The sequence below is a fragment of the Micromonospora sp. NPDC048169 genome, assembly GCF_040652815.1.
Classification (GTDB): Bacteria; Actinomycetota; Actinomycetes; order Mycobacteriales; family Micromonosporaceae; genus Micromonospora.
The window spans coordinates 173,633-185,187 of record NZ_JBEZMS010000011.1 but is presented as its reverse complement, the minus strand read 5'-3'; the positions used below and the strand labels follow the sequence as shown (position 1 = coordinate 185,187).

Here is an 11,555-nt window from a genome sequence, read left to right as displayed (position 1 = left end):
GGTCGTCGTCGTGGTGCGCGGCCCCCGCCCCGCGCCCGCAACCCCGGCCGCCCGTGTCCCCGGCCCGCCCGCCGGTCACGCCGCACCCCGCGGTGGTCGCGCACCCCGTCCCGCAGCCCCGCCCGCCGGTGGCGCCGCGCGGCGCGGCCCCCGTCCCGCAGCCCCGCCCCATGCCCCAGCACAACCCCATGGGGTACGCGCGACCGCCCGCCCCCGCACCGCCCCGGCGCTCCCGGTCCGGGCTGTGGACGACGGCGATCGTGGTGGCCGTACTGGTCATCCTCTGTTCGGGCGTGATTTCGTTCCTGTACCGGAAATACGGTGCTACCGCATCCGCTCCGGCGAGTGTGAGCGTGACCTCCGGCGCGGTGCGGCCGTACGGAGGCGACTATCCGGTCCGCACGTCGTACCGTCGTGAGGTACGCCTCCTGCCGGCCGACGGCGGTACGACGACGAGCGAAGGACGAGAGACGCGATGACAGCGCAGGCCCGCCTGCTCGGTGGCAGGTACCAGGTCGGCGAGCTGCTGGGCTACGGCGGCATGGCGGAGGTGCACCGCGGCCGTGACCTCCGGCTCGGGCGGGATGTCGCGATCAAGATGCTCCGTACCGACCTGGCCCGGGATGCCACCTTCCAGATGCGGTTCCGCCGTGAGGCGCAGAACGCCGCCTCGCTCAACCACCCGGCCATCGTCGCCGTCTACGACACCGGCGAGGAGACCGCCCCCACGGGCGAGACCCTGCCGTTCATCGTGATGGAGTTCGTCAACGGCCGGACCCTCAAGGAGGTCCTCGGCGTCGAGGGGCGGCTCCAGCCGCGCCGGGCGCTGGAGATCTGCGCCGACATGTGCGCGGCGCTGGAGTTCAGCCACCGGCACGGGATCATCCACCGGGACATCAAGCCCGGAAACGTGATGCTCACCCAGACCGGCCAGGTCAAGGTGATGGACTTCGGCATCGCCCGGGCGCTCGCCAGCGGCGCCACCACGATGACGCAGACCAGCGCGGTCATCGGCACCGCGCAATACCTGTCTCCCGAGCAGGCGCGCGGCGAGGCGGTCGACGCCCGCTCCGACGTCTACGCGGCCGGCTGCGTGCTGTTCGAGCTGCTCTGCGGCCACCCGCCGTTCGTCGGGGACAGTCCGGTCAGCGTCGCCTACCAGCACGTACGGGAACAGCCGCCGACGCCGAGCACGATCAACCCGGACGTCAACCCCGCTGTCGACGCGATCGTGCTCAAGGCGCTGTCGAAGAACCCGCTCAACCGCTACCAGAGCGCCGGCGAGATGCGGGCGGACCTGCTCCGCGCCGCCGCCGGACGCCCGGTGCTCGCCACCCCGGTGATGCCGGCCGACGAGACCATGGCGATGGGTTCCGCCGCGGGCGGCGGCTACCAGCAGGCGCAGCAGACCCAGATGATGGGCCCGCAGACCCGCCAGCAGCCGGTGGCGCGGGTCGGCGACCCGGGCAAGCGCAAGACCTCGTCCTGGGTCATCGCCGCGTTCGCCACGCTCGGTGTGCTCGCGGTGATCGCGCTCGGCACCGCGCTCTGGCTCAACCAGGCCGGCAACGAGAAGGTGTCGGTGCCGCAGTTGGTGGACCGCACGCAGGCCGACGCGCAGGCCGCGCTCAGCCAGGCCGGGCTGCGTTTCGCCCCCGGGGACCCGGTCAAGAACGCCGAGTGCAAGAAGGGCACCGTGGTCGAGCAGAACCCGCCGTTCGGCCAGCGGGTGGAGAAGAACAGCGAGGTCACGGTCCAGATCTGCGCCGGTCCGGACGACGTCACCATCCCGCAGGCCCTCAAGGGTGGCACCTTCACCAGCGTGAAGGCGACCCTGGAAGGCCTGGGGCTCACCGTGGTCCGCAAGGACGTCACCGACAGCGCCCCGAAGGAACAGGTGGTCAACGTGTCGCCCGACGAGGGCAGCACGGTGGCCCCGAACACCAAGGTGACGCTCGAGGTCTCCAAGGGCAACGTCGCCGAGGTGCCGGACGTCCGCGGCTTCACCGAGGACCAGGCGAGGAAGCAGCTTGAGAACGCCGGCTACCGGGTCAAGGTGGTCGACGGCGAAGAGGTCGAACCGGCCCAGGTGGGCAAGGTCAGCGGTCAGTCCCCGTCGCCCAATAGGAAGCTGGCCAAGGGCGAGACGGTGACCATCGAGGTCGACGTGCCGCGCGAGGAGGAGCCCACGAGCCCGACGCCGAGCGTCACCCCCAGCACGTCCCCGAGCACGCCGGGCAACGGCGGCGGCAACGGCGGCGGCAGTGGCTTCCCGTTCCCGACCATCGCGCCGACACGTACCGACCGCTGACCTTCACCTGACCGACCGACGCGGCGGCGTCCCCGATCCCGGGGCCGCCGCCGCGCTCGCATCTCCGCCCTGCTTCTCCCGTTGACCATGAACTTAGCGGCACTGAGCGTCCGATTTATCCCCGCCAACTTCATGATCGACGGAGAGGGAGGCGGATGGGGGCGGGCGGGAGGCGGCCGTCAGGCTGGGGAGAAGGCCGCCTGGCGGCGGGCGTCCACCTCGGCGGCCAGCTCCGGGGCGCGCTCCAGCGCCGCCGGGAAGCCGCAGGCGGCCAGCCAGTTCGCCAGCATCAGGTGACCGCCCTCGGTCAGCACCGACTCCGGGTGGAACTGCACACCCTCGATCGGCAGCGAACGGTGCCGCATCGCCATCACCACGCCGGAGGCGGTCCGGCCGGTGACCTCCAGCTCGTCGGGGAGCGTCTCGGGCAGTACGGCAAGCGAGTGGTAGCGGGTGGCGGTGAACGGGTCGGGCAGGCCGGCGAGCACGCCCACGCCGTCGTGGCGTACCTCAGAGGTCTTGCCGTGCAGCAGTTCCGGCGCGCGGGCGACGGTCGCGCCGAACGCCTCGCCGATCGCCTGGTGGCCGAGGCAGACGCCGAAGATCGGGAGCTTGCCGGCGTACTCGCGGATCACGTCCAGGCAGATGCCGGCCCGATCCGGGCTGCCCGGACCGGGCGACAGCAGGACGCCGGCGGCACCGGCGCGGCCCACCTCGGCGACGTCGATCTCGTCGTTGCGCCGCACGTCGCATTCGGCCCCGAGCTGGCCGAGGTACTGCACGAGGTTGAAGACGAACGAGTCGTAGTTGTCGATCACCAGAACGCGCATCGGGTCACCTGTTCGGGGTGGAGGGTGGGGCGTTGTTCGTCTCGGTGCTGTACGGCAGCTCCTCGCCGGGCGGCCCGCCGTCGCCCGGCACGCCGGAGTCCTGGGTGACCTGCACGTCGTCGAAGGGCAGCAGCGGCTCGGCCCACGGGAAGACCACGAACCAGAGCAGCGCGACGGTGGCGGTGGCGAGCAGCAGCGAGCCGATCAGCTTTCCGGGCAGCCCGAACGGCAGTTTGCGCCAGATCCACGCGTACACGGATCACGCCTCCAACTCGGCCGGGCGGCCCGCCGACTTCGCCTGCGCGTGGTCCAGCCGGGCATGGATGATCAGCCGCTGGTAGTTGTCGAACTTCGGGTTGCAGGTGGTCAGCGTGAGCAGCTTCTCGGTGGCCTTCTGGTCCGGCTTGCCCGGCACCGGCGCGACCACCTCCACCTGGGAGGGCTTGACGATCCGCTGCTCGTAGACGCGGTAGACGAGCCAGTCGGACCTGGTCTCGACCACTATGGCGTCGCCGGTCGTCAGCTCGTCCAGCCGCCAGAACGTGGAGCGGATGCGGTGACCGGCGACGGAGAAGTTGCCGACCCCGCCGGGCAGGGCGCTGTCCGGGTAGTGGCCCGGGGCGTACCGGATGTCCTCCGGGTCGACCCCCTCGACCACTACCCAGTGCTTGTCGAACTTGGGGATGTAGAGGCCGGCGACCGGCTGTCCCTTGGCCGGTGGCTTCGGCGTGGCGGCCGGGCGGCTGGTCGGGCCGACAGTCGGGTCCGCGGGAGTGTCCCACTGCTGGGCGAGCTGGCTGCTCAGGTCGTTCTGGTGAGCCTCGACGAGGACCGACTTGCCCCAGATCTCGTACCCGACGAAGAGGAGCACCACGAGGCCGAAGGTGATAAGCAGCTCGCCGGTGCCGCGCACGACGGTGCGCACCCGGGAGCCGACTGTGGGACGGGTCAGCTCGGAGTGGACGCTGCGGTAGCCGTCGCCGGTCTGCTCCGGCCGCAGTCGCACCACCCGCTCGCCGCGACGGGGACGGGGCGGCTCGGCCGGCGGGCCGTCGTCACCGGCGTCCGGCGCCGGGGGCACCGCGCCCATCAGCCCGGTCGCGTCCAGGCGGGGATCGGCGGGCGGGCGGGGAACGGCGGGCAGCACCGTTGTCGCTCCGGGGTCGACCGGCGGATTGCGGTCCGCGCCGGTCGGCCCGCCGAAACGGGGTACGCCGGGCGGCCGGGGCGTACCCCCGGAAGGCTCGCGCGCCGGTGGGCGGCGCCGGGGGTCGGCCTCCGGGTGGGAGGCGCCGATCGGCTGATGTGCCCGGCTGCCCGGCCACGGCGGCGGCGGGCCGGGCGGCGGAGTGGCCCGGGGCGGTGCGGGCGGTGGGCGGTGCGGCCGGGCGGCCGGGCCGCGCCGGACCGGGGCGGTGTGTGCGGGGCCGGCCTCGGGCCAGGGCAGGTCGAGCGGCCGTGGCGACGCCGGGGCGGGTGCCGGACGCTCGACCCGAGGAAGGAACGCGGTGGGTTCCTCCTCGCGGTCGTGACCGGCACGTGCCCGCGGGTCGCCGCCGGTCACCGGGGCACCGTCGCCGACTGCAACGCGGTGGAGTCCTCGAAGGCGGGCACGGTGACCGTGGAGACGCGTTCGACGTACCCGAGTTGGTAGTGGTCGGCCACTTCCTTGAACACCCGCACTCCCTCAGAGGCGGCGAGCGCCCGCTGGAGTTCCGCGGGATCGCCGATTGCCACGATCTTGAAAGGAGGGGAGTAAACCCGGCCGTGCAGCAGCAGGGTGTTACCGACGCAGCGTACCGCGCTGGTGCTCAGCACGCGGACGTTCATGATTGACATGGCTTCCGCGCCGCCGGCCCAGAGCGCGTTGACCACGGCCTGGACGTCGCCCTGGTGCACCACCAGGTCGTCGTTGCTGGCGCCCTTCGGCAGCGGCTGGTCGGGCCGGCGGTCGGCGTCGTTCAGCTCGACTGTCACGCCGCTGCCGGTGAGCGCGGTGAATCCGGCCGCCTGCCGGCTGGCGGCGGCCCGGTCCCGCTCGGTCTTGATCGGCCCGTCGGCGCCGGCGAGCGCTTCGGTCTGCTCCTCCACCTCGGCGCGGAGCCGGGCGGCCTTGGCCTCGCTGGCGGCGACCTCCTCGCGCCGGTCCTCGATCAGCTGGGTGAGCTGGGGCCGGCGGTCCTCACGCAGCGAGGTGCCGCCCGCGGTGGTGGCGGTCGTGGTGAACAGCAGACCGGCCGCGGCGGCGATCAGGGGTACGCCGACGGACCAGCCCGGGCGGCGCTGGCGTGCGCGCCGGGGCAGCAGGGCGGCTGCCGCGCGGCGGAGGACCTTCTGCCAGGAGGCGGCACCGGACGTGTACTCCACCGGGCGTTCCCTTTCCCGTCGTCTCGTTTCCGGCCCGCGCCGGTGCGAGCCGACCTGCTCGACCCGGAAAGTCCGCTCTTTCCGGTTACTGAGTGCACCGTCCTGGCCCCATTCATGGCCTGGACGGTCCGTCGGGACTACGCTAGCTGTCGAACATTATTGGCCATGGACCGTCGCCCTCGCGCCCGGTTGTCAGGCCGGACGAGGTCGTACCCCCCTCTGGAGAGCGTCGTGCCCAAGTCTCAGGTCCGCAAGAAGAAGGTGTACACCCCGCCGACGGACGTTCGTCCGACGGCGACGGCGTCGACGCGCAAGCCTAGCCCGATCTGGCTTCCGGTCACCGCTGTCGCGTTGATCGTGGTGGGCATCGGCTGGCTGGTCGTCTACTACCTCTCGGAGCAGGCGTATCCGGTCGCCACCTGGGGTTACTGGAACCTCGCTGTGGGGTTCGGCGCGATGGTCTCGTCGCTGATCCTGCTCTCCCGCTGGCGCTGATCGGGCGCTGCCCCGCCACGGCGTAGGTCACGCCACGCCGCCCCTGCCCGGCACTTCGGTGCCGCTGCACCTAAGGTGTGCGCAGGGCGGCGTGGCCTGGTGCGAGAAGACTCACGTTACTGCTGGGTAACCTTGCGCGTAGGCTGCACGGACAAAGCAGCAGACCGGGAGGCCAACTCGATGGGCAGCGTCCAGATCGTCACCACGATCCTCGCGGCCGCCATCACCGCCGTTGCGGTGTGGCTTGCGGTGCGCGCGGTCATGAAGATGACCGCCGTCATCCGGCTCGGCCAGCCCGCGCCGGAACGGTTCGGCGACAAGGGCGCGCGTACGAAGCAGATGCTGGTGGAGACCGCCGGTCACACCCGCATGTTGAAGTGGAGCGTGGTCGGGGCCGCCCACTGGTTCGTGATGGTCGGCTTCATCGTGCTGTCGCTGCTGGTGCTGGAGGCCTACTTCGAGGTGGTCTCGACCGGCGGCGGGCTGCCGATCATCGGGCACTGGACGATCTTCGGCCTGGTCACCGAGTGGATCGGCATCCTCGGCCTGATCGGCATCGTCGTGCTGATGGTGATCCGGCTGCGCAACCGGCCCGGCCGCGCGGAGAACCGGTCCCGGTTCACCGGCTCGACCATGTGGCAGGGCTACTTCGTCGAGTGGGTCGTCCTGCTGGTCCTGATCTTCGGGTTCGTGATCCGGGGCTTCAAGGTCGCCACCGACCACTTCGAGTACCCCGTCTGGGCCGCCCCGCTCAGCCACGCGGTCGGCTCGGTGCTCCCGAGCTGGGAGGCCGGCGTCAGCGTCGCCGCGCTCATCAAGATCTGCATCTCGATGACCTGGCTCATCGTGATCTCGCTGAACGTCACGATGGGCGTGGCCTGGCACCGCTTCCTGGCCTTCCCGAACATCTTCTTCAAGCGCGACCCGGAGAAGCCGGCCGGCTCCGGCCTGGGCCCGCTGCGCCCGATGACCAGCGAGGGCAAGCCGCTGGACTTCGAGGAGGCCGACCCGGAGAAGGACCAGTTCGGCGTCGCCCACGTCGAGCAGTTCACCTGGAAGGGCCTGCTCGACTTCAGCACCTGCACCGAGTGCGGTCGCTGCCAGTCGCAGTGCCCCGCCTGGAACACCGGCAAGCCGCTGTCGCCGAAGCTGCTGGTGCTGAGCCTGCGCGACCACGCGTACGCCAAGGCGCCGTACCTGCTGGCCGGCGGCGGCAAGGACCTGACCGGCGAGGAGAAGGCCACCCAGGAGCAGCTGGCCGGGGTGGACGTGCTCGCGATGGCCGAGGCGGACCGGCCGCTGATCGGCACCGCCGAGGAGGGTGGTGTCATCGACCCGGACGTGCTCTGGTCCTGCACCACCTGCGGCGCCTGCGTCGAGCAGTGCCCGGTCGACATCGAGCACGTGGACCACATCGTCGACATGCGCCGCTACCAGGTGCTGATCGAGTCGAGCTTCCCGTCCGAGGCCGGCGTCATGCTGCGCAACCTGGAGAACAAGGGCAACCCGTGGGGCGCCCCGCAGAACACCCGCGAGGACTGGACCAAGGGCCTCGGGTTCGAGGTGCCGCGCGTCGGTGAGGTCGACGACTTCGAATACCTGTTCTGGGTCGGCTGCGCCGGCGCGTTCGAGGACCGGGCGAAGAAGACCACCCGCGCGGTCGCCACGCTGCTCAACGAGGCGGGCGTCAAGTTCGCCATCCTGGGCGAGGGCGAGACCTGCTCCGGCGACCCGGCGCGGCGTATCGGCAACGAGTTCGTCTTCCAGATGCTCGCCCAGCAGAACGTCGAGACCCTCAACGAGGCGTTCGAGGGCCGGGAGAAGAACAAGCGCAAGATCGTCGCCACCTGCCCGCACTGCTTCAACACCCTGGGCAACGAGTACGGCCAGCTCGGCGGCGAGTTCGAGGTCGTGCACCACACCCAGCTGCTGGCCCACCTGGTCAGCGCCGGCAAGCTCACCCCGGTCCAGCCGGTCGACGGCGGCGTGACCTACCACGACCCGTGCTACCTGGGCCGCCACAACCGGATCTTCGCGGCCCCGCGCGAGGTGCTCGGTGATTCGATCCAGGGCGAGCTGACCGAGATGCCGCGTAACAGCGAGCGCTCCTTCTGCTGCGGCGCCGGCGGCGCCCGGATGTGGATGGAGGAGAAGATCGGCAAGCGGATCAACGTGGACCGGGTCGAGGAGGCCATGTCCACCGGCGCGAAGACCATCGCGGTCGGCTGCCCGTTCTGCTCGACGATGCTGAACGACGGCGTCAACGGCAAGGGCGCGGGCGAGCAGGTCGAGGTGGTCGACGTGGCGAGCGTGCTGCTGCGCTCGGTCAAGCCGGAGGCCCCGGCCGGTGAGCCGGAGGTCGCACCCTCCGCGAGCTGAGGCGTACCCCGGCAGGAGCCGGACCACGACGGCGGCGGCACCAGTGCGGTGCCGCCGCCGTCGCGTCTCAGCCGGACGAGGCGGCGGCCACCGCGGCCGTGCTGGCGACCAGCAGCGCGGCCTGCATCTCCTCGATGGCCTTCTTGGCGGCGTCCGAGGCCCAGTCGCCGGCGGCGATCTCCTCGATCCGCGCCTTGACCCGCTGCCTGGGCAGCTCACGGAAGATCTTGCGATCCAGGCCGACCGCGCGGGTCAGCGTGAGCAGCGCGGCGGTCCGGGCGTCGACCGGGCCGTCGGTGGTGAGCGCCGCCGCCATCCGCTGCCGGGCCGCCGTCTCCGCCGGCGGCTGGGCGCCGGTCGGCGAGGGATAGCGGGTACGCGGGAAGACCAGCAGCACCTTGCCGGACTCCCGGCGCAGCACCCCGGCGTCGACGAGCCCGCCGAGCACCCGGTCCGGCAGCCCCCGGGCGAGCTTGCCGATCCAGTCCTTCGGCTTGCGCGCGCGGCCGGTTCCCACGGTCGCCAGCGCCTCGTCCAGCAGCGGTACGCCGGTCGGGGCGGGATCGGTCACCACGAGCCGCTTGTCCGCCACCTCCACCCGGCCGGCCAGGGCCAGTTCCAGCAGCACCGCCCCGGCGAGGCCGTAGCCGAGGTGCGGGCTGCCGAGCCGGTTGACGCCGTCGTCGTCGTACGCGAGCAGGACCAGTTCGTCGGTGAGCAGCAGACCGTCCATGCACACCACGCTACGGGGGGTCCACCATCGCCGTTCGCGTGCCACAATCACGCGCATCGACGGCCTTCTGCTTCTGACGCTGTTGCCACTGGTCGGTTTCGTGCTGCTGACCGCCGGCAACGCCTTCTTCGTCGCGGCCGAGTTCGCCCTGGTCACCGTCGACCGGGCGGAGATCGACAGGCGGGCCGACGAGGGCGACGGCCGGGCCGCCACGGTACGCCGCGCGCTGCGCGAGCTGTCCTTCCAGCTCTCCGGCGCGCAGCTCGGCATCACGCTCACCGCGCTGCTCACCGGCTACCTGGCCGAGCCCGCCCTGGCCCGCCTCTTCGCGCCGCTGCTGCACCCGTTCGGCGGCGCGGAACGCTTCACCGGCCTGCTCGCGCTGGCCCTGGCCACGCTCATCTCGATGCTCTTCGGCGAGCTGGTGCCGAAGAACCTCGCGCTGGCCCGCCCGATGCCCGCGGCGCTGGCCACGGCCGCGCCGATGCGGGCCTTCTCGCGCACCTTCGGCTGGCTGATCCGGCTGCTGAACGAGTCAGCGAACCGGCTGGTGCGCCGCCTCGGCGTGGAGCCGCAGGAGGAGCTGGCGAGCGCCCGTTCCCCGGAGGAGCTGGGCCTGCTCGCCGCCATCTCCGCCCGCGCGGGCGCGCTGCCGCCGGACACCGCGATGCTGCTGCGCCGGACCATCCGCTTCGGCGACAAGCGGGCTGCCGAGGCCATGACGCCCCGGGTCGACGTGACGGCGTTGCGCGCCACCGCGACGGTGGCCGAGTTGCTGGAGGCGTCCCGGCGGACCGGCCGGACCCGGTTCCCCGTCTACGAGGAGACGCTCGACCTGGTCACCGGTGTCGCGGGGGTGCCGGACGCGCTCGGCGTGCCGCTGGCCCGCCGGGCGGCCACCACTGTCGCCGCCGTGGCCCGGGAACCGGTGTACGTCCCGGAGAGCCTGAACCTGAACGGGGTGCTGGCCGCGCTCAAGGCCGCCGGGGCGGACCTGGCGATCGTGGTGGACGAGTACGGCGGCACCGACGGCGTGGTGACCGTGGAGGACCTGGTCGAGGAACTGGTCGGGGAGATCGCCGACGAGTTCGACCCGGACGCGCTGGACGGCTTCGGGCCGGTGGAGCTCACCGTGCCCGGCGGCGAGCGGACCGTCCTGGCCGACGGCGTGCTGCGCGCCGACGAGCTGGTCGAGCAGACCGGTTTCCGGCTGCCCGACGGGCCGTACGAGACGCTCGGCGGCTTCCTCATGGCGCGGCTCGGCCACATCCCGGTGCCGGGCGAGACGGTGGACGAGGCCGGGTACGAGTTCACCGTGGTGGAGGTCGACCGGCACCGGATCGAGCAGGTGCGGGTGGTACGCCCCGAGGAGCCCGACGACGGTGCCTGAGTTACTCGTCGCAGTGGGCCTGCTGCTCGGCAACGCGTTCTTCGTGGGCAGTGAGTTCGCGCTGATCGCCTCCCGCCGTACGGTGATCGAACCGCTCGCGGCGACGTCGAAGCGGGCCCGGTGGGCACTGGCCGCGATGAACCAGATCCCGCTGATGATCGCCGGGGCGCAGCTCGGCATCACCGTCTGCTCGTTGGGCCTCGGCGCGATCGCCGAACCGGCGCTGGCCCAACTGCTGGAGCCCTCGTTCGCCGCGCTGGGACTGCCCGCCTCGGCGGTGCACCCGGTGGCGTTCGTCATCGCGCTGGCGTTGGTGGTGTTCCTGCACACGGTGGTCGGCGAGATGGTGCCGAAGAACATCACGCTGGCCGGCCCGGAGCCGTCGGCGCTCTGGCTCGGCCCGGCCATGCTGGCGTTCTGCCTGGCCACCAAGCCGCTGCTGCTGGCGATGAAGTGGGCGGCGCGGCAGGTGCTGCGGTGGTGGCGGGTGGAGGCGACAGACGCCGTGAAGACCGTGTTCACCGCCGAGGAACTGGCCGGTCTGGTCTCCCAGGCGCGTACCGAGGGGTTGCTCGACGCCGAGGTGCACGCCCGGATCACCGGCGCGCTGGCCCTGCACAGCCGTACCGCCGCGGACGCGCTGCAACCCTGGTCCACGGTGACCACAGTGGCCGAGGACGTCTCACCGGCGTCGCTGGAGGTGCTGGCGACCCGTACCGGCCGGTCCCGCTTCCCGGTGGTGCAGCGGGCCACCCGCCGGGTGCTTGGGTTCGTGCACGTCAAGGACGTCCTCGGGTACGCGGGGGCGAGCCGCCGGGCGCCGGTGCCAGCCGCCGTCTACCGGCCGCTGGCGGTGGTGCCGCCGGACCGTACGCTGGCCGACCTGCTGCTCGCGATGCGCCGCGAACGCCGCCACATGGTGCTGGTCAGCGACGGGCGCCGGCCGATGGGTGTGGTCACGCTCGACGACGTATTGACGGCCATCGTCGGAAGATGAAACGAATACCCTTGGTGTGCAAACGATTGCGGAAACGTGATTGAGTAAACGGT

The 11,555-nt window shown here is 71.9% G+C and carries 10 protein-coding genes; 5 read left to right on the top strand and 5 right to left on the bottom strand.

The window, feature by feature from the left end:
• Window positions 1-475 precede the first annotated feature (475 nt).
• A complete protein-coding gene (pknB, locus tag AB0D28_RS13125) occupies window positions 476-2,311 on the top strand; it encodes a Stk1 family PASTA domain-containing Ser/Thr kinase (protein WP_357385310.1) in 1,836 nt (611 codons plus the stop codon).
• Window positions 2,312-2,490: 179 nt separating this feature from the next.
• Here the strand turns inward: pknB and AB0D28_RS13120 are convergent, their stop codons facing one another.
• The 4 genes from AB0D28_RS13120 to AB0D28_RS13105 are packed head-to-tail and all read right to left on the bottom strand — an operon-like array spanning window position 2,491 to window position 5,508.
• Complete coding sequence (locus AB0D28_RS13120; RefSeq protein ID WP_357385308.1) at window positions 2,491-3,141, bottom strand: aminodeoxychorismate/anthranilate synthase component II; 651 nt, start codon at window positions 3,139-3,141, stop codon at window positions 2,491-2,493.
• A 4-nt stretch (window positions 3,142-3,145) separates the two neighbouring features.
• Entirely contained in the window at window positions 3,146-3,397 is a 252-nt protein-coding gene (locus AB0D28_RS13115) for a hypothetical protein (protein ID WP_357385306.1), read from the bottom strand.
• Between the two features lie 3 nt (window positions 3,398-3,400).
• Complete coding sequence (locus tag AB0D28_RS13110; protein WP_357385304.1) at window positions 3,401-4,705, bottom strand: class E sortase; 1,305 nt, start codon at window positions 4,703-4,705, stop codon at window positions 3,401-3,403.
• Complete coding sequence (locus AB0D28_RS13105) at window positions 4,702-5,508, bottom strand: DUF881 domain-containing protein (protein ID WP_145824166.1); 807 nt, start codon at window positions 5,506-5,508, stop codon at window positions 4,702-4,704. The genes AB0D28_RS13110 and AB0D28_RS13105 overlap by 4 nt, the downstream gene beginning before the upstream one ends.
• Before the next feature lie 231 nt (window positions 5,509-5,739).
• On the opposite strand from AB0D28_RS13105, the gene AB0D28_RS13100 reads away from it, so the two are divergent.
• Together AB0D28_RS13100 and AB0D28_RS13095 are read left to right on the top strand one after the other, a co-directional pair.
• Window positions 5,740-6,003, top strand: coding sequence for a cell division protein CrgA (locus tag AB0D28_RS13100; RefSeq protein WP_357385302.1), 264 nt, complete (start codon window positions 5,740-5,742; stop codon window positions 6,001-6,003).
• A 180-nt stretch (window positions 6,004-6,183) separates the two neighbouring features.
• Window positions 6,184-8,382: a (Fe-S)-binding protein gene (locus tag AB0D28_RS13095; RefSeq protein ID WP_357385300.1), complete on the top strand. Its 2,199-nt coding sequence runs from the start codon at window positions 6,184-6,186 to the stop codon at window positions 8,380-8,382.
• Between the two features lie 67 nt (window positions 8,383-8,449).
• Here AB0D28_RS13095 and AB0D28_RS13090 read toward each other — a convergent pair whose 3' ends face one another.
• Complete coding sequence (locus tag AB0D28_RS13090; RefSeq protein WP_357385298.1) at window positions 8,450-9,115, bottom strand: GPP34 family phosphoprotein; 666 nt, start codon at window positions 9,113-9,115, stop codon at window positions 8,450-8,452.
• Window positions 9,116-9,197: 82 nt separating this feature from the next.
• Between AB0D28_RS13090 and AB0D28_RS13085 the strand changes: the two genes are divergently transcribed.
• Together AB0D28_RS13085 and AB0D28_RS13080 are read left to right on the top strand one after the other, a co-directional pair.
• Entirely contained in the window at window positions 9,198-10,505 is a 1,308-nt protein-coding gene (locus AB0D28_RS13085; RefSeq protein ID WP_357385296.1) for a hemolysin family protein, read from the top strand.
• Entirely contained in the window at window positions 10,498-11,502 is a 1,005-nt protein-coding gene (locus AB0D28_RS13080) for a hemolysin family protein (RefSeq protein WP_357385294.1), read from the top strand. The genes AB0D28_RS13085 and AB0D28_RS13080 overlap by 8 nt, the downstream gene beginning before the upstream one ends.
• The last annotated feature ends 53 nt before the right edge of the window (window positions 11,503-11,555 follow it).